At 69.0% G+C, this 19275-nt stretch carries 15 protein-coding genes and 3 pseudogenes; 6 read left to right on the top strand and 12 right to left on the bottom strand.

The features are described from left to right. Positions 1–419 precede the first annotated feature (419 nt). The 3 genes and pseudogenes from ACZ601_RS05385 to ACZ601_RS05375 form a co-directional block, all read right to left on the bottom strand. Positions 420–1609: pseudogene (locus ACZ601_RS05385) on the bottom strand (dihydrofolate reductase family protein). Positions 1610–1748: 139 nt separating this feature from the next. After that, a pseudogene (locus ACZ601_RS05380) lies at positions 1749–2150 on the bottom strand (GNAT family N-acetyltransferase); the annotation flags it as partial. Positions 2151–2245: 95 nt separating this feature from the next. Next, positions 2246–3529: an XRE family transcriptional regulator gene (locus ACZ601_RS05375; RefSeq protein ID WP_469533207.1), complete on the bottom strand. Its 1284-nt coding sequence runs from the start codon at positions 3527–3529 to the stop codon at positions 2246–2248. Positions 3530–3719: 190 nt separating this feature from the next. Between ACZ601_RS05375 and ACZ601_RS05370 the strand changes: the two genes are divergently transcribed. From ACZ601_RS05370 to ACZ601_RS05360, 3 genes are all read left to right on the top strand, one after another. Continuing rightward, the gene (locus ACZ601_RS05370) at positions 3720–4298 is read left to right on the top strand and encodes an ATP-binding protein (RefSeq protein ID WP_469533204.1); all 579 of its coding nucleotides are present in this window, start codon (positions 3720–3722) and stop codon (positions 4296–4298) included. Between the two features lie 143 nt (positions 4299–4441). Then, positions 4442–5176 carry a hypothetical protein gene (locus tag ACZ601_RS05365; protein WP_469533202.1) on the top strand — a complete coding sequence of 245 codons (735 nt, stop codon included), beginning with the start codon at positions 4442–4444 and terminating at the stop codon, positions 5174–5176. A 110-nt stretch (positions 5177–5286) separates the two neighbouring features. Beyond that, positions 5287–6312 (top strand): phosphoenolpyruvate carboxykinase (ATP), encoded by a 1026-nt coding sequence (locus tag ACZ601_RS05360; protein WP_469533199.1) that lies wholly within the window; start codon positions 5287–5289, stop codon positions 6310–6312. Between the two features lie 210 nt (positions 6313–6522). Here the strand turns inward: ACZ601_RS05360 and ACZ601_RS05355 are convergent, their stop codons facing one another. The 3 genes from ACZ601_RS05355 to ACZ601_RS05345 form a co-directional block, all read right to left on the bottom strand. Beyond that, positions 6523–7980 (bottom strand): catalase, encoded by a 1458-nt coding sequence (locus ACZ601_RS05355; protein ID WP_469533197.1) that lies wholly within the window; start codon positions 7978–7980, stop codon positions 6523–6525. A gap of 268 nt (positions 7981–8248) precedes the next feature. After that, a complete protein-coding gene (locus ACZ601_RS05350) occupies positions 8249–9148 on the bottom strand; it encodes a 2-hydroxy-3-oxopropionate reductase (protein ID WP_469533194.1) in 900 nt (299 codons plus the stop codon). Positions 9149–9192: 44 nt separating this feature from the next. Then, entirely contained in the window at positions 9193–10035 is an 843-nt protein-coding gene (locus ACZ601_RS05345) for a TIM barrel protein (protein ID WP_469533191.1), read from the bottom strand. 342 nt (positions 10036–10377) lie between these two features. Here ACZ601_RS05345 and ACZ601_RS05340 point away from each other — a divergent pair, with 342 nt between their 5' ends. Beyond that, positions 10378–10677: a DUF6281 family protein gene (locus ACZ601_RS05340; RefSeq protein ID WP_469533188.1), complete on the top strand. Its 300-nt coding sequence runs from the start codon at positions 10378–10380 to the stop codon at positions 10675–10677. A 172-nt stretch (positions 10678–10849) separates the two neighbouring features. On the opposite strand, the gene ACZ601_RS05335 is transcribed toward ACZ601_RS05340, so the two are convergent. Continuing rightward, on the bottom strand, positions 10850–11908 hold the full coding sequence (locus ACZ601_RS05335) for a hypothetical protein (protein ID WP_469533185.1): 1059 nt from the start codon (positions 11906–11908) through the stop codon (positions 10850–10852). Between the two features lie 19 nt (positions 11909–11927). Continuing rightward, positions 11928–12548 (bottom strand): hypothetical protein, encoded by a 621-nt coding sequence (locus ACZ601_RS05330; RefSeq protein WP_469533182.1) that lies wholly within the window; start codon positions 12546–12548, stop codon positions 11928–11930. Between the two features lie 399 nt (positions 12549–12947). Here ACZ601_RS05330 and ACZ601_RS05325 point away from each other — a divergent pair. Both ACZ601_RS05325 and ACZ601_RS05320 read left to right on the top strand, forming a co-directional pair. After that, a pseudogene (locus ACZ601_RS05325) lies at positions 12948–13476 on the top strand (sigma-70 family RNA polymerase sigma factor). A gap of 1 nt (position 13477) precedes the next feature. Further along, positions 13478–14215, top strand: a complete 738-nt coding sequence (locus tag ACZ601_RS05320) for a hypothetical protein (protein WP_469533180.1) — start codon at positions 13478–13480, stop codon at positions 14213–14215. 106 nt (positions 14216–14321) lie between these two features. Here the strand turns inward: ACZ601_RS05320 and ACZ601_RS05315 are convergent, their stop codons facing one another. The 4 genes from ACZ601_RS05315 to ACZ601_RS05300 are packed head-to-tail and all read right to left on the bottom strand — an operon-like array spanning position 14322 to position 19249. Beyond that, a complete protein-coding gene (locus ACZ601_RS05315; RefSeq protein ID WP_469533177.1) occupies positions 14322–15764 on the bottom strand; it encodes a cellulose binding domain-containing protein in 1443 nt (480 codons plus the stop codon). 39 nt (positions 15765–15803) lie between these two features. Further along, on the bottom strand, positions 15804–17393 hold the full coding sequence (locus ACZ601_RS05310) for a beta-N-acetylhexosaminidase (protein WP_469533174.1): 1590 nt from the start codon (positions 17391–17393) through the stop codon (positions 15804–15806). Between the two features lie 30 nt (positions 17394–17423). After that, positions 17424–18263, bottom strand: a complete 840-nt coding sequence (locus ACZ601_RS05305; protein WP_440575602.1) for a carbohydrate ABC transporter permease — start codon at positions 18261–18263, stop codon at positions 17424–17426. Further along, on the bottom strand, positions 18260–19249 hold the full coding sequence (locus ACZ601_RS05300) for a carbohydrate ABC transporter permease (protein WP_469533171.1): 990 nt from the start codon (positions 19247–19249) through the stop codon (positions 18260–18262). The genes ACZ601_RS05305 and ACZ601_RS05300 overlap by 4 nt, the downstream gene beginning before the upstream one ends. Positions 19250–19275 lie beyond the last annotated feature (26 nt).

Genomic DNA, 19275 nt, shown 5'->3' with positions numbered 1-19275 from the left:
GCGCTATAGCCTGGATGTGGCGTCCCGCAGTGACCAGTTGATCTACCTCCCGCTGGCACCCGGACGGGAGCCGACCCCACAGAGAATCGTTCATCCCCATATTGAACTGCCCGGCCTCTTCAGCGGAAACACAGCCTGCCCCGCAGGTCGGAAGACGTCCTTATCAAATACCCCTACAAGGACGAAGCCTCTTTTATGGGAGCGGTCGTGACAACTGGCCAATTCGACGTCAGCGTAGGTGAGCCGAGGTCCACTGCCTGTCGGACAGTCACTCGGGCTTGAGTTGCGTTCACTCACCCGATCCTGTCAATGACGGCGGCTCCGGACCTACTGATTCCGACCACTCGTACAGCGCAGTTGACCGCAGGAATCAGATGAGAATCAGCCGCACAGAGTAGGCGTGCTGTCACGACTGGTCCTCAAAGCAGGTGCCGATTGGGGGACTGTGCAGCATTCGCGTACTCGGGCATCGTCACGACTGTGACGCTGGCGGCTTCGAGCGTCTCGGTTCCGTTTGCGTCGGGGACGAAGGTCTCCGGTTCGGTCCAGGCCGTGACTACGCGCCGCAAGCCGGACTCTGCGATGAGCTGGGCGCACGGGCGAGGGCGGGAGGCTCGTTTTGCGCAGGGTTCCAGGGAACTGTAGATCGTGGCTGTTGTGAGGCGGGGGTCTTGGGACGGCAGTTTGGCTAGCGCCGCCTCTTCGGCGTGGTCGTATGGGTCCGTCTGCCGGGAGTAGCCGTGGGCGAGCTCGGTTCCGTCGGCGGCGACGATCACCGCGCCCACGCTGAACGCGGTTTCCGAGGGCGGGCACAAGGTGGCTAGTTCGCAGGCGCGGGCGAGCCATCTGCCGTCGGCGGCGTTCGGCTCGCGGCCTGTGCCCGGGGCGTCGGGTGAGGGGGGCGTGGTGCTCATCGCGGCTCCGTCGAGGTGTCCTTGGGGGCGTACCTCAGGAGTACCACGTCGTCGATCTGGCGTGCCTCCAGCAGCCGCAGGCGTGCGGTGGGGCCGCCTGGATAGTCGGCCGAGGCGAGCATGCGTACCGCGTCCGGCTGGCCGACGAGTAGCGGGGCGACCACCAACTGCAGTTCGTCGGCCAGCCCCGCCGAGAGGAGTTGGGTGTGGACGGTGCCACCGCCTTCCACCATGAGCCGCTTGACGCCGTATACGTCACCCAGGGCATCGAGAGCAGCCGGCCATACGGCCTCGGTAGGGACGGTGTGGACCGCAGTCAGGTCGCCGAGGTTGGCGCGGACCTTGCTGGTGGCCGCTTCGCCGGCGGCGAGGACAAGCTTGTCCCCGCCGTGGTGCCAGAACTTCCAGTTCGGGTCGAGGTCTCCCGTGGCGGTGACGGTGACTTTCAGCGGGTACTCCGACTGACCGGAAGCCAGCCGGGCCGCCCTGCGCTGTGGTGAGTTGACCAGCAGACGGGGGTTGTCGGCGCGCAGGGTCCCGGCGCCGACGAGGATGGCGTCGACGCCTGCGCGTACGGAGTCGACGCGATCGAAGTCCGCCTTGTTGGACAGCATGAGTCGGTTCTCGCCCGGACGGGTGTCGAGGTGGCCGTCGATCGATACTGCTGCTGACAGCAGGACATAGGGGCGTGCCATGGCTGTCTCCAGGATTTTGGCGCTGGGGCAGGAAGGTGGAGGGCGATGCGGTCGCGTGCGGCCGTCGCCTTTGTTCGAGGAGGCGTCGACGCCAGCACGACATCCCCAGGGGCAAGACTCCGAGGACTGAGACCTGAGGTCAGTTTCTGCGGTGACCGTCTTCCGGCTCAGTGGTGTCACGGATCATCACGGTGAGGACCGGTGAGGCCGGTGACGGCTGGCTCTGGCCGATGTCCTCGTAGCGCCATGACCTGTAGAGCGCGTGGACCTTTCCGTCGCCTGCTGCCCCGTTGACCATGAGCGTGAGGTACGGCTCGTCGCGGGTGGCGAGGAGGGCGTCGTGTATGCGGCGGGCCGTGCCGGTCTTGCGCCAGGCCGGGCGGACACCGATCTCCTTGAGGGCCGTGGCCGGGTGTTCGGTGTACTTCTCCGCCGGGGTTGGGCTGGTGCGCTGCCAGTATCGGTCCCCGTGTTCGATGGTGTTGGCATACGCGTAGCCGACCGGGTGGTTGTCGGTGTATGCCAGGACGGCGATGAAGCCCGAGCTCGCACGTGTGCTGGTCCGGACCGGCGTACACGTCGATCAGGTCGCTGGGGGTGGCACCGACAGCGCCGGGTTGGCAGCAGGCCGCATGCTCATGCGGCCACCCTCCAGGAGGCGGTGTGCTCGCTCCAGGCATTCACGGCAGAACTGCCCGGTACGGAGGTGCGCAAAGCAATCCCGAACTCCCGCAGCATGCGCGTGACCCGGGCGTGCTGGGTGGCCACGGCGGCAGGCACGCTCATCGCGGTGGCCGTAGCGGCGTCAGGCGCACCCTGACCAAGTTGGGCCTGTGCGAGCCGGGAGGTATTGATCGCGCGGTCACGCTGGGTCTGAGGGGGAAGGAGGGCCAGGCTTCGATGGGCGTGTGACTCAGCCTGCTCGAAGCTTCCGAGGCGGAAGTATGCCGATAGCGCAAGCGTCTCAAGTTCGGCGCCGTTGCGAACACCGGCGATCCACGCTGGACGATCGAGATCAGGATCAGCACGTTCGAATGCGTCCCGGGCGCAGCCGAGAGTGTGCTTTACGGCTGTTGCGTCTCCGGTGACGCCGAGGGTGGCCGCGTGGCGGGCGTGCCCCAAACAGGCGAAAAGTGGGTCCCGGCGGGTCAGGTGCAGGTTGCGGGCGACGTCGTTGGCGGCGATTGCGTCGGCGGGGCGGCCCATGTGGCGGTACATGGTTCCCGCGTGACTCCAGATACGGAATTTGATTGCCTGATCTCCAGACATCTCCGCGAGGGCCTGGGCCTCGCGCATGTGCGCCTTCGCGGCATCGTAGCGTCGGCCGTCGATGGCCGCCCACATCGCAGACGAGCGGAATGCGGCTCCAGAGGCGTACAGGCCGCTACGCACTCGCTGAGTAGCACTGCCCGCGCTCTGGAGGTTGAGTGCCTCGTCGGCGAGGGCGGCGGCCTGTTCCTCGATGCGGGGTTGCCCGCCGTGGCGGTGATCGCTGGCGATGATCTCGGCGAAGCGCTTGTTCAGCCGGTTGACGTCGCTCATGCCGATCCTGCGCGGTGACGCGGTCGTTGGGGTTGCTGCTGCGGCTGCTGCCACAGCGATCCCGCCGATGAGGGTGCGGCGCTTCATGTCAGGCTCCTCCTGCTGTGATGACGCTGGTGTGGACGGCGGCCGGCTCCGTGGTACGAACCCCAAGGCGACGGCGGGTAGTCCAGTGACGTTCTCAAGTGCGGTACGGGTTGCTGACTTCGGCCAAGTGACGCGGCCTGCCTTCCACGCCCGAATCGATGAACCGTCGAGCCCGCCTATACGTCCCGTCAGTTTCTCAACAGCACTGTTGACGGCATCGGCCAGGCTGTTGGAGCTGTACCCATGCTCGGTCATCCACGCCTCAAGGACGGTGTTGCGGATCGCGTCCATGCGGGCACGGTAGCCGCCGTGCTCTTGGCTGGCCAGGTAAAGGAAAGGCCAAAACGCCCTAGGTGAGTCCGTCGAGCAAGCACCTGAACGCCCTAACTAGCCCCTGATGATGCGGAGTTATCTAGACGTCGGCCACTCTTTGTGAGCGGCTGGTGACGGCTTGTTCCACCCCTGAAGCAGGAGGCTCGTCATGCCCCATAGACAGATCCGGAGCAGCCGGCTCGCGTTGGCGGATACGCCCAATGCCGTGGCTCTGGCGCGGCTGCACACTGCCGATGTTCTCTTGGGCTGGGGCGTGTCCTCCGACATCGTCGAGACGGCGAAGCTCCTGGCGTCGGAGCTGGCGACCAACGCCGTGCGGCACTCGGAAGAAGGCGCGGCGCCTGCGCTTCCGCTCTCGTCGCAGAGCACCGTGCAGACCTTCGAGCTGCTATTGGAGGCCGTGCCCGGCGCCGTCAGGCTTTCGGTGTGGGACCGCGATATGAGGCCGCCCGTCCTGAAGGAGGTCGGCGTTGACGCGATGGGCGGGCGCGGAATCTTCATCGTGGCGGTCATGAGCAGGGCCTGGGGTTACTACCCGGCCCGTGGCATGCCGGGCAAAGTGGTGTGGGCGGAGATCGCACTCGCTTCCACGAGCCCGGATGAGGGGCGCAACGCTTCTGTGTCGTCTCCGGGCCGGCCCGCAACGGATGACCTCCGGGCGTCAGGGGACGCACGGGCCGTCCCCAACTTGATCGGTCGCGTACTCGTCGGCATCAAAGAACTCTGAGCGCGCCGACCGAATGTCTTTCGCCCACGCAGATCGTTGCCCGCGGCTCCGTACGGAAGTCGACGAGCCGAGGCCCTGCGGGATGCGGCCCGGGCGAGTGAAACCACAAGCAGGCGCTCGACCTACCCTACGAGGACTATCTGATGACGAACTCGCTGATGGCTGCGGCCGGGGATTCCGCCGCGACGACCGCGATGGCCGCCGCTCGCGCGCTGAAGCTTGTCCTGGAATACGCCGGTCTCGGCTTCGAGCTGGAGGAGGGCGGGGCGCCGGGTGGCTACCGCCTGAGGTTGACTCCCTCGACCGCCCATCCCTGGACGCACGGAAACGTGCAGGCCCGCTTGCTCGCCGAAGGCATTGCGGTGGAGGTGGCACGTTCCGAACAGCCCCTGCCCTGGCCCGGCCACGAGTTGCTTCTCCTCCTGCCTTCGGAACAAGAAGTCCGGGCCCTCGGGAGGCTGTTCGAGGCCCGTCTCACCGAGGTGCAGAACGCGGCATTGCAGCTGCATCGCGCGCTGGCGCACATCGGCGCCGAGCGGCATGTGGACATCCAGGCCATGGGGGACCGGACTCTCATCGACATCGGCATGCTCGATACAGAGGCGGCCACGCTGCTGTACCGCAGTCTCGGGGGTGACGAGTCGGTTCTGTGTAATCTCGACCTCGGGGAATGGCACGACCACGAGCGGTTCGCCCGGGAACTGGAGCGGGTGATCTCCGCGACCGGCCCGGTGCTGCTCGTCGAGTCGGTACCCACCTGCGGGCATTGCCGGGGCCGGCACGGCGGCAACCGCATCCGCTTCGACTACCTGGATGCCGACGACGCTCTTCTCCTCGCGGACACGCTGCACACACTTAAGGAGATGTCCGCGTCATGACCTTCGCGACCCGCATCAAGACGGCCGACGACTAATCGGTCACCGTCATCAGCCAGACCTCGGCCGTCACCGACTGGGTCAGCAGGTACCTGGGCCTGTGGTGGACGGCTGTGGACGTCGACCCAGATACGGCCACCGGTCCGGTGATCCGTGCCGATGTCGACGAGGAACAGCACGCCGAGCTCGGAGCACGCGTGCTGGCCCGGGGACCGGAGGAGGTCACGTACGCCACCGCCCCGATGCTGGTCACCCGCGACGCGACCGGACTCGTCATGGTTACGCAGCCGGACGACGGGCTGTCCTACGCATGGGACCCGGCCGTCGGGCGCATGCGCATCGTCGGTGTCGAGGAGACGGCCGTTGCCACCGCTACTGCCCGCCTGGCCAGGGAGGTTGTCAGGGGCCAACTTCTCTCCGACGGTTGGCAGATCCTTCATGCGTCGGCCGTCACCCGCTCCACCAGCGGTGCAACACTCCTCGCCGTCGGCAACAAGGGAGCCGGGAAGACGACCACCGGGTTTCTGCTCGCCCGTACCGGCCTCCGTCTCCTGGCCAACGACCGGGTGTTCGCTCGCTTCGACGGCGAGGTTATCCGCGTTCTGCCCTGGCCGAGCGCGGCGGCCATCGGCTTCGGGCTGCTCGATGCCCTCGGGTGGTACGAGCCTGTGCGCACCCGTGTCCGGGCCGGTGAGCAGATGCATCCCACCCAGAAGCAGGCGGTGACCGACGCGCTCCTCGCCGGTGACCGCACCGCGCTGTGGAAGGCGTCGGGAGCCGAGATGAAGCCGCAGTTCTTCCCCGACCAGCTGGAGACCTGGCTCGGGCTGACGCCGGCCACCGGAGGGCACGTTGTCGGAATCCTCTTCCCGGAAATCGCTCCGGATGCCGTCCCCGCGTTGACCGCAGCGGCCCGAGGTGTGACCGACGCCGACTTCTTCAGCTCCGCCACGGAGGACCGGTACCCGGACGTCTTCGGACTCCTGCCGCCCGAGACGTCCGCCCGGGACCTCGTCGGTCACCTGACCCAGCTTCCCCACCAGGCGCTCACCATGAACCACGATCCCGGGGCAAGCACCGCCGTGCTGCTGGAGGCCACGGAATCCATCGCGAAAAGGGCGTGGAGTACGGGACCGTAATCCGTACTCCACGCCCTGGTTCAGGGAATGACAGGGGCCGCGGCGGTGGGCGACGGGGGCGGAGGGTTCCGGCTCCTTCAGGTCAGGAGACGGGACCTCCACCCGCACCACCGCACTGGCGTCGCACAACCGCCGCGGCCTCGTCCTGCCCGCACTCCGCGCAACCCCTCATCCGGGCGGGCGCAGCATGCGGGCAGGGCCTTGGGGAAGCTAGTCCTCGCGCAGGGCGCGGACCGCCTCCTCCACGCGCTTGCCGTAGTCGGTGTCGGCCGCGTGGAAGTGGGCCAGGTTCTTCTCGATCACGTCGTCGCGGGTGACCTGCGACAGGCCGCCCGCGATGTTGGCGATCAGCCGGTCCTTCTCGTCGGCCGACATCAGCCGGTACAGCTCGCCCGCCTGGAAGAAGTCGTCGTCCTTGTTGTGGGCGGGCGCCTCGTGGGTGCCGGTCCAGCCCTGGACGGCCAGCGGGGCGGAGAAGGCGGAGTCCGTCTGAGCCGGGCCCGCGTACGAGTTGGGCTCGTAGTTCTTGTCGTGGCGGGAGCCGTAGCGGGTGGCGTGGAGGCCGTCGCGGCCGTAGTTGTCGACGACGGCGGTGCGCGGGGCGTTCACCGGAAGCTGGGTGTGGTTGACGCCGAGGCGGTAGCGGTGCGCGTCCGCGTAGGCGAACAGGCGGCCCTGGAGCATCTTGTCAGGGGACGGGCCGATGCCGGGCACGAAGTTGTTCGGGGAGAACGCGGCCTGCTCGACCTCGGCGAACACGTTGTCCGGGTTGCGGTCCAGGACCAGCCGGCCGACGCGCTGGAGCGGGTAGTCGCTGTGCGGCCACACCTTGGTCAGGTCGAACGGGTTGAACCGGTAGTCCGCAGCGTCGGCGGCCGGCATCACCTGGACGTGCAGGGTCCAGGACGGGTTCATGCCGCGCTCGATCGCCTGGAGCAGGTCCGTCTGGTGGGAGCTGGCGTCCTTGCCGACGAGCTCGGCGGCCTGGTCTGCGGAGAGCGAACGTACGCCCTGGTTGGTCTTGAAGTGGTACTTGACGAAGAAGGCCTCGCCCGCCGCGTTCGTCCACTGGTAGGTGTGCGAGCCGTAGCCGTTCATGTGGCGGTACGAGGCCGGGATGCCCCGGTCGCCCATCAGCCAGGTCACCTGGTGCGTCGCCTCGGGGGCGTGCGCCCAGAAGTCCCATACGTTGTCCGGCTCCTGACGGCCCGTGAACGGGTCGCGCTTCTGGGGGTGGATGAAGTCGGGGAACTTGATCGGGTCCTTGATGAAGAACACCGGGGTGTTGTTGCCGACCAGGTCGTAATTGCCCTCGTCCGTATAGAACTTGAGGGCGAATCCGCGCGGGTCGCGCACGGCGTCCGCGCCGCCGAGCGAGTCGGCGACCGTGGAGAAGCGGATGAACGTCTCGGTGCGCTTGCCCACCTCGGAGAGGAAGTCGGCGCGGGTGAAGCCGGTGACGTCGTCGGTCACCTCGAAGTAGCCGTACGCGCCGGAGCCGCGGGCGTGCACCACGCGCTCCGGGATGCGCTCCCGGTTGAAGCGGGCGAGCTTCTCCAGGAGGTGACCGTCCTGGAGGAGGATCGGGCCACCGACGCCGGCGGTGGCGGAGTTCTGGTTGTCGGCGACCGGGGCGCCTGACTCGGTCGTAAGCACACGCTGCGTCATGGTGTCGGGGCGACCTTCCGTACGGGCTGCTGAACTGCGACGGCATGGGGGCTCCAGGAGCGTAAGTACGCTCCGAACCCGACGTCAACAGTTTGTTGAAATTCGTGGTGGCGGGGATGGCGAGAGGTGTTCCGGGCGGCGTCGACGCCTGGGCGCGACAGGACAGGTGTCAGCGCCGGCGCCGCCCGGAAGTCTGTGGGTCGGGGAGGAGGTCACCCGGCGGGGTGGTGCCGGCCGGGCCCGCACGGGGCCCGGCCGCATCAGTCGGTCAGTCCTGGACGGGCTGGCCGGACAGGCGCTCGACCGAGCGCAGCAGCGCAGAGTGGTCCAGGCCGCCGTCACCCTGCGCGCGCAGCGAGGCGACGAGCTGGGCGACGACTCCGCCGACCGGCAGCGCGGCGCCCACATTGCGGGCGGCGTCCGTGACGATGCCCATGTCCTTGTGGTGCAGGTCGATCCGGAAGCCGGGGGCGAAGTCCCGGTTCAGGAAGTTGGCCTTCTTGCGGGTCAGCACGGTCGAGCCGGCCAGTCCGCCGTTGAGGACGTCGAGCGCGGCGTTGAGGTCGACCCCGGACTTCTCCAGGAAGACGACGGCCTCGGCGCAGGCCTGGATGTTGACCGCGACGATCAGCTGGTTGGCCGCCTTCACCGTCTGGCCCGAGCCGTGCGGACCGCAGAGCACGATGGTCTTGCCCAGCGCGTCCAGCACCGGCTTGGCGGCGTCGAAGTCGGCCTGCTCGCCGCCCACCATGATGGACAGCACGGCCTCGATCGCGCCGGCCTCGCCGCCGGAGACGGGGGCGTCCAGCACGCGGATGCCCTTCGCGGCGGCGTTCTTCGCGAGGTCCACGGAGGTCTGCGGGGTGATCGAGGACATGTCGATCAGCAGTGCGCCGCGCTTCGCGTTCTCCAGGATGCTGTCGGAGCCGTACGCGATGGCCTCGACCTGCGGGGAGGCGGGCACCATCGTGATGACCACGTCCGCGTCCTTGACCGCCTCGGCGATCGAGGAGGCGCCGGTGCCGCCGGCCGCGGCCAGCCGGTCGACCTTGTCCTGCTCCAGGGTGTAACCGGTGACGTCGTAACCGGCCTTGATCAGGTTCTCGGACATGGGCGAACCCATGATGCCGAGCCCGATCCACGCAACCTTGGGGAGGTTGTTGCTCATGAGGGTGCCTTCCGATAAACGTGTGTACGAGTGACGGTCCGCCGCTATCGGCGGGCGGGCCTCGCGGTGGCCGGGAGCCACTCGACGGACTCGGCGCTCGGCCGGTCGCCCGGCTTGTACTCCAGACCGACCCAGCCGTCGTAACCGGCCTTCGCCAGCTCGTCCAGAAGCTGTTCCAGGGGGAGCGCGCCGGTGCCGGGCGCGCCGCGCCCCGGGTTGTCCGCGATCTGGACGTGACCGGTCTTGCCGGCGTACGCGGTGATGACCTCGCTGAGGTCCTCGCCGTTCATCGACAGGTGGTACAGGTCCATCAGGAACTTGGCGTTGCCGAGGCCCGTCGCGGCGTTGACCCGGTCGACGACCTCGATCCCGGCCGGTGCGCTGACCAGCGGGTAGCGGGGCGACTCCGGCGCGTTCAGGGTCTCGATCAGCAGGATCGCCCCGATCCGGTCCGCCGCGCGGGCGGCGAGTACCAGGTTCTCCAGGGCGAGTTCGTCCTGGACGCCGGGGTCCACCCCGTCGATCCGGTTGCCGTAGAGCGCGTTGAGCGCCTTGCAGCCCACCGAGGCGGCGAAGTCGGCCGCCACCTCGATGTTGGCGCGGAAGCGGTCCGACTCCGTGCCGGGCACGGAGAGCGCGCCCCGGTCGGGGCCGGGCAGCTGTCCGGCGTAGAAGTTCAGCCCCACCAGCTCGGTGCCCGCGTCGTCGAGCGCCTTCTTGAGGGCGTCGAGTTCGGCCTGCGGAGGCGTGGGGGTCTCGATCCAGGGCCACCACAGCTCGACCGCCGTGAAGCCCGCCGCGGCGGCTGCCGCAGGACGCTCCAGGAGCGGGAGTTCCGTGAAGAGGATCGAAAGGTTTACATCGAAGCGCTGGTCCGGGTAGCCCATGAGGGTTTCGGCGCTCCTTCCGTATTGCGGAAGTTAGTTTCTGCTTAACGGAAGATTGCCTGGAGGGTGGGTTCGCTGTCAAGGGGGTGCCCGGAATTGCGAAATTCCGCCGACGGATCCGTCCGCCCGCCTGGCGGGGTCATCGTGCTGACGGCGAGGCTGAACGAAGAGGGGGGCTGCTCCGTCGTGTCACTGAGGGGCCGAGGGGCCGCCGGTGGTGCCGGAGAGACAGGAGGGCGGAAGATGCGAGCAAAGCCGCAGACGCGTAGGTGGGCAGGGGCTCTGGTCGGGGCCGTGGCCTTGATGGCCGGCGGTTGCGACGGGGGTCTTGAGGCGGGCGGCGTGTCCGAGGAGAAGTGCGCGTACGTCGTGAAGTACGAAGGGCGGTCCTACCTCGACGTGAGGGGGCGGTCCACGACCGACCGGAAGTTCACAGTCGGCGAAAGCCTCGGTACTGGCCTGCTGCCCGGGTGCGACGAATCGGGTGGGGCCGACGGCGCGGAAGTGCCGGAGAAGGTGGCCGTCTATGAGGTCGAGGGCATCGCGCCGGCCGTCGCCGTGGCGGCGGGGAAGACCCCGGCCGAGGCCGTGCTGGTGGCGGTTCAGGGTGCGGATCTCGCGCCGCTGGACGCGGCTTCCTGAGTCCGTTGTTGAGTGGCGCCAAGAAGTTCGACGACGTTACCCGACACCTTGTTGGCAAATCGATGCGGAGGCGCGGGTGCTGTCCCCGAGCCCTGCCCGCCACGCCTGATCGCCCCCGTCCCGGAGGACGGGGGCGATTGCGGTGCGTCAGGTGCCACGGGTCAGACGGCTGTCACTCCTGCGACGCCGTGGAGGTGGGCGCCAGGTTGCCCACCTCGATCCCGCACTGGCTCTCAATGTTCGTGATGACCCCGGGGCGGACGGTGTCGGCCCGGGATGCCAGGCCGCTGTCACCGTTGTGGTACGCGGCCAGGACGCCGAGGTCTGTGGCATCCTCTCCGTTCTCCTCGGCGACGAGCTGGCCCAGGATGTCGCCCAGCTCGTTTGAGGTGAGCTGACTCGCTTCGGAGAGGGCGAGGGGTGCGGCGATTGAGCAGAAGGTCTTGGCGGGTTCGTAGACACCGGCGACGGTGTCGAACCGGGCAATCGGGTCGAGGTCGAAGTTGGCCTCGGCCAGCGGGTCGGGGTCGGTGGTGGCCAGCAGGGTTCCAACGTAGTCCGCCGGCTTGCCGACGGTGAGCTCGGCGACGGATTGCATGATCACCTCGGCGCCGGTAGGGGAGAGGCCCCCGCCCTTCGGCTTGTCGTCGTCCGTCTTCACGGCCGCGCCGAACTGCTTTGCGGTTACGGTCTGGCCCTGGTACTCACCCGCGCCGATCGTTTCGCTGTCGTACGGCAGCGCTGCCTGGGAGCCGATCGCTGACCAGGTTCCGTCGGAGAGTCGGGCCAGCGACAGCACGTAGGAGTGGCCCGGTTCGAGACGCGAGCTCTGTTCCAGTGCTATCGCGGTACGGGTGTCGCCCTTGAAGGACCAGCCGTCCACGACCAGGCTCAGCGTGGCCGGAGGGGTGGGGGCGCCGGGGCGCGACCAGACCACCTCGCCGACGTTCAGGGCGACACGCCTACTGATGTAGCCCTCGCCTGCCGCGATCTCCTCGGCACTGGCGGGGATCTCGGCCTCCGAGGTGACGTTGACGACCGCGACCTGGTCCCCGTAGGAAACCCAGTCGATGAGCGATCTGTTGGGTAAGCCGTCCTTGCCTTGAGCGATGATCACATGGGGCCGTTCGGGACTGTCGGTGGCGGCGAGCGGGACCAGGAAGGCGGTCGCGCCCAGGGCGGCCACGCCGGCGAGGGCGCTGAGGAGTTTGGCTTGAATACTCGGGGTCACGGGACTGCTCCAGGCGGGACTAGTAGGTGGCGTTGATGTTCTGGATGTTGTTGCTGCCCAGCCCGTACACGTCGTTGTACGACATGCAGCCGAGCCGGTTGTCGTAGAGGCCCAGCTTCGGGGACGCCTGCGGACCGTGGGTCAGGCCGACGGCGTGCCCCGACTCATGGCAGGCGTCGGACTTGTTGATCGCGCCGATCGACGAGGTGTTGTCGTTGAAGCGGACATGGTGCTGGTCGCACTTCCTTGCGGTGACCGCGTCGTCGCACCAGGTGCGCCCGATGGTGGTCGCCGGCAGGGCGCCTGCTTGGTAGACGATGTCGGTCTCCGACGAACCGGTGTATGTGCCGGAGCTCTTGATGGAGACCGCGAGGTCGGTGGGGCTGTAGTAGCCGGTGAGCGCCGAACTGATCACGCTCTTTTCGCCCGAGGTGAGGGAGCCCTGACGGTAGATCGTGAGGGTGGCGTTGTCGGTCTGGCAGAACGTGCTGTGAGACGAGGTGCTGTCGTAGCAGGTCGTAGTGAAGTTGGTCGTGGGGTACATGTTGTCGGTCACGGCGGCATCGGCCGTGGGAACTCCGAGGGCGGCGGCGGCCGCGACCGCGGTGAGCACGCTGGCAATTCTGTGTCTGGTCCGCATGAGGGCAGAGCTCCTTCTTCTGGATGTCGCGGAGGATTTATCTGAGACGTGAACGCCCATCGAATTCACTCCAGCGAAGGTCCTGGATCGCCACAGCGAATTTTCCAAATCTGCAGCGATGGTGTGCTGGGTCGTCGGAAGTGTCCTGTTTGTAGGCTGAGTTGCAGTACCTTTTGATGGTGTGCCCGGATGTTTGGTTGTGTGAGGAAAACGTCGAACGTTGCGTATGCAGCGTTCGCTAATCCGGGGTGTGGGGCGTCGAAGTGCCGGACGACGGCGGCTCGCGGGATACCGGAAGACCGTGACGCGTCAGACGCCGTACGCGCCCGCGCCGAACGTTCCACACCGCTGCGGCGTCGTAGGGGAAACGGGTGAGGAGAGGCGGGAGGGGAGGGCGTGTTGCTACGCAGAAGGACGAGCCGCAGCCGGGGGACGGGCCGCGGTGCCGATGATCCGCTGGACGCGGCCCAGGAGCGCCGGGTGCGGGCCGTACTCGCACTCGGCGGGGTGCCGCAGGCGGACCTGCCGGACGGAGTGCAGCAGGTCCGCCTGCGGCTGTTGGAGCGGGCGGCGAGCGGCCAGGAGGCGCCGCGCAACGTCTCCGCGTGGGCCGCGGTCGTCGCCTCCAACCTCGCCATGGACTCGCGCCAAGCACCGTCAAGAACGCCTCGGCGAGCGGCTGGCCTCGCTGCGGCAGGGGGAAACCTCCTCCGGCGAGGACACCCGGGTCATTTCCCTCGCCGTCGCCCAGGGCCTGGACGAACTGCCCGAGACACAGCGGCAGGTTCTAGTCCTGCGCTTCTACGCCGACCTGCCCGTCCGGGTGATCGCCCAGCAGCTCGGGATCCCGGAAGGCACGGTCAAGAGCCGGCTGCACACCGCCGTCCGTGCCCTGCGCGAACGGCTTCACGAGGACGAGGTGGTATGACGTGACCGCCGAACACATGTCGGCCGGCGGCCAGGGCGAGACGGACCCGCTGATGGCCGCGATCCTGGACGAACCGATGCCCCGCGCCGCGTATTCCGACGCCGGTCGTATGGCCGAGTACCGTGCGGCCCGCGCTGATCTCGCCGCGCTCCGCCAGGAACTCACCCTCATCGCCGGCGAGCTCACCGCCCAGGAGTCGGCGCGGCTCCCCGGCAGGGGTGCGGCCGGACAGCGGCAGCGGTCGAGGCCGCCTCGTCGGACGCGTCGAGGTAGGACCGTCGTGGCGGGCCGTCTCGTGGCGGCCCTTGTCGTCTGTGCGGTGGCGGGGCTGACATGGTTCCTCGCCGTGGGCCGAACCGGGACGAGTCCGACCGGTGACGCCGCCGAGGGCAAGGTCTCCACGGGCGGGTACGTGGCCTGCGCCCGGCTGATCGTCGAGGGCACGGTCACCCAGGCCGGCCCCTTGCCAGGGACCACGCAGGACCGGATCGAAGTGGCTGTGGAGCGCCGCTACAAGCCACGAACGGGCCCCGACCGGATCACCTTTCCGATGGACCACGACGTCTCGCCTCGCCTTCGGGCCGGTGATCACGTCCTCATCGCCATCCCCGGACACGCGAGCAGCCCCGACCTCTGGAGCACAGGCGAGAAGCAGATCGCCCACGACCGCGCTTGGATCCTCGCGGAGCTCAAGAAGTTCCGCACGTCGGCCTGCGACCAGGACGCCGCCTCCGGCTGACCGCGGGCCGCGGAGCACGGTGGTCCTGACCGGCGCGTCGGACATACGGAAGGCGGGGCGGAGGCCCGTCGGCCCGTCCGCCCCGCCCGCTGCTCGCGCTACCGGCTCAGGTGGCCGGAACCGTGTCCTGGAACGTGGTCCCCGCCGCGCGGTAGGCGCTCACCCGGGCGTTCACCTGTGCCGGGGTGAGGACCTGGTCCTTCACGTGCAGGACGTAGTCCACCTGCTGGTCGTACGAGCGGGGCGTCGTGCTCGTCTGCCCGGCCAGGTCGATCAGCCACTGGTTGAAGTTGATCGACATCCCGCGCTCCGGCAGGTAGGCCGCCCCGTGCGTGCCGAACAGCTGCCCGTCGATGTAGTAGGTGATCGCGCTGTTGTCGATGGTCACGACCAGGTCGTGCCAGCCGGCGTAGCTCTGCCGGGACTCGGTGTGCGCGTTGACCGCCTCCCAGGGGTCGGGCCGGTAGGTCTCCCACGAGGTCGTGTAGAGGATGTTGCCGCTCTCGCCCCAGCCGCCGTTGGGCAGGTACTCGAAGTCGTACTCCGCGTAGTCGTCCGCCATCGGGGCCTTGAGGTCGTTGATGGTGAAGAAGGTCTGGACGAGGTGGTCGCCGTCGGGGCCGGAGACCGGTGCGTCGTTGAACTTCACCCGCGCCGCGTAGGTGCCGTTGCGGAACTTCATCGACTGGGTCAGGATCTCGGTCTGCTTCGTCGACTCACCGCTGCCCGCCGTCGACGTCTCCAGGTTCATGATCGAGTTGCCGCCCTGGCTGGCGAACGTGACGTTCTCCGGTGCCCAGGTCGCCCCCGGCACGCCGGGGCCGCCGGAGTTCGAGCGAACGCTCCAGCCGTGGGCGGCTATCTGCGCGTCGGTGTGGCCGCTGTAGTTGAAGTCGTCGAAGAGCGTGGGCGCGCCGTCCGGCGGATCGGTCGGATCGGTGGGGTCAGTCGGGTCCGTGGGGTCGGTCGGGCCGTTGCCCGCAGGGGCCTCGCCCCAGACCTGGGTGCCGCCCAGCCGCGCCGTCACCTTCGTCCAGTCGCCGTACGCGCTCGCGCCCGCGCCGAAGGAGTAGTCGTCGCTCTGCACCAGCGGCTGCCAGTTCGACCGGTAGAAGCGCAGCTGCATGTCGCCCGTGTCGGCACCCGGTGCCAGCGAGCCCGCGCCCGCGGTGAAGCCGATCTCCAGGTAGCGGTCGGCGGTGGCGGTCGGGGAGGCGAGGGTGCCGAACGTCCCGGTGATGTTCCCGCAGCCCTTCACCGCCCAGGAGCAGGCGAACCGGTAGGCGTCGCCCGCCGCCTCGCCCTTGAAGTAGTAGCGGATCTTGACGTCGCTGAGCTGTACGGCCCCGCTGCCGGTGTTGCGCACCTTCAGCCAGGGCTCGCTCTGGTCGGCCGTCGCCCCGGCGGCGCCGGTGCGGTACTGCACGGCGAGCGATCCGTCGGCGGCGCTCGCCGTCGACGGGACGGCGGCCAGCGCCGTACAGCCCAGGGCCACGGTGGCGGCGGCTGCGGCCGCCGCGCGGATCCGGCTCTTCGCGAGTGATCTCATGAACGGTTCCTCTCCGGAACGGTTGTGGGGGAGTGGTGCCTACGGGGTCGGCGCTGTTCCTCGGGAGGGGGCCGCGAGCGGCCGGGGAGTGAGCGGGCGGTAGCGGACGCCGAGCGCGTCGAGCCGCGCCGTGTGCCCGGCCAGGCGCGACAGGAACCCGGGCCAGTCGCCGCCGCCGGACCAGGCCCGGTCCGCGAGGGCGCACAAGCGCGGGTAGGTCTGGTACTCGATCCGGTCCGGCGTGCTCGCGTACTCGGTCCACAACTGGGCCTGGGTGCCCAGGAGTCTGCTGGTCTCGGCCGCGTCCCAGCCGTCCGTCAGCGGCCGGTGCCCGTGCACCGTCCGGAGGTCGACCGGCGGGCCCGGCTGCGTCGCCGGTTCGCCGGGGTCGGGGGACTGGGCGTAGTCGAGATAGGTGGCCCGGTGGTGCGCGGCGATCACGTGGTGGCCGCGGCGGGCGGCGGCGTGTGCGTGGGCCGGGGAGCGCCAGGTCATCACCGTGAATTCCAGAGGGAGTTCGGCCCCGGTCTCCGCCCAGCCGACGGGCTGCCTGCCCTGCTCGGCCAGGAACGCCCCGATCCGGCCCATGAACCAGCCGTGCAGGGCGCGCGCGTCGGGCAGTCCCTCGGCGGCGGCCCGCTCCCGGGCGGCCGGGCTGTTCTCCCACTCGGTGGTCGGGCACTCCTCGCCGCCGACGTGGATGTACGGGGACGGGAAGACGTCCATGACCTCTTCGAGCACCGTCCGGCAGAAGTCGAAGACCTCCTCGTGGACGCCGAAGATCGTGTCGCAGACGCCCCAGCGGGTCCACACGCCCAGCCGCCGCGAGGGATCGTTGCCCAGCTCGGGGTGGGCGGCGAGCGCCGCGCGCACATGGCCGGGCATCTCGATCTCCGGCATCACCCGCACCCCGAGGCCCGCCGCGTAGCTCACCAGCTCCCGCAGCTCCCGCCGGGTGTACGCCCCCGAGTGAGGGATGCCGTCGTACGTCTCGGGGGTGCTGCCCGGCGGTCCGGACGCCGACTGGGTGCGGTGGCCGCCGATGCCGGTCAGCCGGGGGTATGCGGGGACGGGCATGCGCCAGCCCTGGTCGTCGGTGAGGTGGAGGTGGAGGGTGTTGAGCTTGTGCAGCGCCATCAGGTCCACGTACCGGCGCAGATAGGAGACCGGCTGGAAGTGCCGGGCGACGTCCAGCATCGAGCCGCGCCACGGGTGCGCGGGCACGTCGCTGATCTCGACGCAGGGCAGCAGCCACCGCTCCTCCCGCTGTGCCACGTCGGACAGCGCCTCGGCGGGCAGGAGTTGACGGATCGTCTGGACGCCCCGGAGCAGGCCGGGGAGGTGGGCCGCCCGCAGCAGCAGCGCGTCCGGGCCGATGGTGAGCCCGTAGCCCTCCTCGCCGAGACCGCCGAGCTGCGGGTCGAGCGCCAGCACGACCGGGCCGGCGGTGGACGGGGCGAGCGGCAGCCCGGTGGCGGGGGCGAGCAGGGTGCGCAGCAGGTCGGCGGCGCTCTCCGCCCCTGGGAAGGCCCGGACCGTGGTCTCCCGGTCGAGGGTGAACCGGCCGGGGCGGGGTGACACCTTGCTGGGCCGGGGGACGAGCGTGTGTTCGGGGCGTGGTGCGGGCACGGGATGCCTCCGGGTTCGGATCTCGGGCTGTCAGCCCTTGACGGCGCCGGCCGCGAAGCCGGAGGTGACATGGCGCTGGAGCAGCAGGAAGACCACCAGCGCGGGCAGGGCGAACAGGGTCGAGGCGGCCATCGTGGCGCCCCAGTCGGTGCCGAAGGTGTTCTGGAAGGACGACAGCCAGACCGGCAGCGTGCGGCTGTCCTGGTGCTTGATGATCAGGAAGTTGGCGTACGCGAACTCGTTCCACGCGGTGATGAAGCCGAACAGCGAGGTCGCCATCAGTCCCGGCGCGAGCAGCGGCAGCGCCACCCGGCGGAACGCGCCGGTCCTGGTGCACCCGTCGACCTGAGCGGCCTCCTCCAGCTCCGGCGGGATGGTGGCGATGAAGCCGCGCAGCACCACGATCGAGAACGGCAGCGTGACCATGAAGTACACGAGCGTGAGCGTCGGCAGCCGGTCCAGCATGTCCGTGTCGCGGGAGATGATGTAGATCGGGATGATCAGCGACTCCCAGGGCGCCATCTGGGCGATGAAGACCATGAGCATGAACTGCCGCCGCCCCTTCCAGCGCATCCGGGCCACCGCGTAGGCGGAGGCGATGGCGACCAGCAGGGCCAGCAGGATCGAACTGAGCGTCACCAGAAGGCTGTTGCGCCAGAACATCCCGAACCCGTCGGCCTGTACGGCGGTGCGGAAGTGGTCGAGCGTCCAGGTGTGCGGGAAGAGGTCCGGATCGGTGGACTGGATGTCGCGGGACGGTTTGAACGCGGTCGCGATCATCCAGTAGACGGGGAACAGGCAGACCAGGACGGTCAGTACGGCGGCGGCGTTCAGCGGTATCCGCCGGGGTCTCGGGCGCAGCAGGCTCATCGGGATTCGTCCTCCTGGCGGAGCATCTGGCGGAAGTAGAGGACGAGCACCCCGGACATCAGGACCACGGTGACCATCGAGGCGGCGGAGCCCAGGTCGTACCGCTGTCCGGCGAGCGCGGTCTGTACCGCGTAGACGGGCAGGATCGTGGTGGCGTCACCGGGACCGCCGCGCGTCATGACCCAGATCTGGACGAACGCCTTGAACGTCCAGATCACTTCGAGGGAGAAGACCAGCAGGAAGATCGGCCGCAGGATCGGGAAGGTGACCGAGCGGAAGATCCGGGAGGCGCTCGCCCCGTCCAGCCGGGCCGATTCGTACAGCTCCGCGGGGACGGTGGTGAGGGCCGAGTAGACGGTGATCGCCGCGAACGGCACCGACTGCCAGACGATCAGCAGGACCAGGATCGAGAAGGCGGCGGTGCCGTGCGCGAACCATGGGTAGCGGTCGAACGAGGTGAAGCCCGCCTCGGTCAGCAGCCGGTTGACGATGCCGAACTCGGAGTGGAACAGCCACTGGAAGACCGTGGTGGCCGCGATCACCGGCATGGCCCAGGCCAGCACCAGGGAGCTGAGGACCACCCCCCGCCCGAACCGGCCGAGCCGCTCGGTCATCAGGGCGACCAGTGTCGCGATCACCATGATCAGGGCGACGTTGACCGCCATGAACAGGAAGGTGCGCCGGACCACCTCCCAGAACCTCGGGTCGGACAGCAGCGTCCGGTAGTTGCGCAGACCGACGAACTCCGCGTCGCCCACGATCAGCTGGCGCAGCCTGAAGTCCTGGAGCGAGATGAGCACGGCCCGCAGCAGCGGGTAGAGGAGCAGGTAGAGCATGCCGCCGACGGCGGGGGCGATCAGCAGGTACGGCCAGGGGCCGCGCGGCTCCCCGGACCGCCGCCGCCGACGGCGGGCGGGTGCGGAGGCGGGCGGTGCCGGCCGGGGCCGGGGTCTGGGGGGTGCGGTCCGTTCCCGGATGACCGGCACGGCGCGCCTCCTCTCGGTGGTGGGAC

This window comes from Streptomyces sp. NPDC104307, assembly GCF_055584045.1.
Note: the sequence above shows the minus strand (reverse complement) of the source record. Positions and strands in the feature narration are given on the sequence as shown.

Coding starts and splice junctions, on each gene's coding strand:
- ACZ601_RS05355 (WP_469533197.1), bottom strand. CDS start 7,980: ATGACGCAGCGTGTGCTTACGACCGAGTCAGGCGCCCCGGTCGCCGAC.
- ACZ601_RS05370 (WP_469533204.1), top strand. CDS start 3,720: ATGCCCCATAGACAGATCCGGAGCAGCCGGCTCGCGTTGGCGGATACG.
- ACZ601_RS05365 (WP_469533202.1), top strand. CDS start 4,442: ATGACGAACTCGCTGATGGCTGCGGCCGGGGATTCCGCCGCGACGACC.
- ACZ601_RS05375 (WP_469533207.1), bottom strand. CDS start 3,529: ATGGACGCGATCCGCAACACCGTCCTTGAGGCGTGGATGACCGAGCAT.
- ACZ601_RS05345 (WP_469533191.1), bottom strand. CDS start 10,035: ATGGGCTACCCGGACCAGCGCTTCGATGTAAACCTTTCGATCCTCTTC.
- ACZ601_RS05350 (WP_469533194.1), bottom strand. CDS start 9,148: ATGAGCAACAACCTCCCCAAGGTTGCGTGGATCGGGCTCGGCATCATG.
- ACZ601_RS05315 (WP_469533177.1), bottom strand. CDS start 15,764: ATGAGATCACTCGCGAAGAGCCGGATCCGCGCGGCGGCCGCAGCCGCC.
- ACZ601_RS05330 (WP_469533182.1), bottom strand. CDS start 12,548: ATGCGGACCAGACACAGAATTGCCAGCGTGCTCACCGCGGTCGCGGCC.
- ACZ601_RS05305 (WP_440575602.1), bottom strand. CDS start 18,263: ATGAGCCTGCTGCGCCCGAGACCCCGGCGGATACCGCTGAACGCCGCC.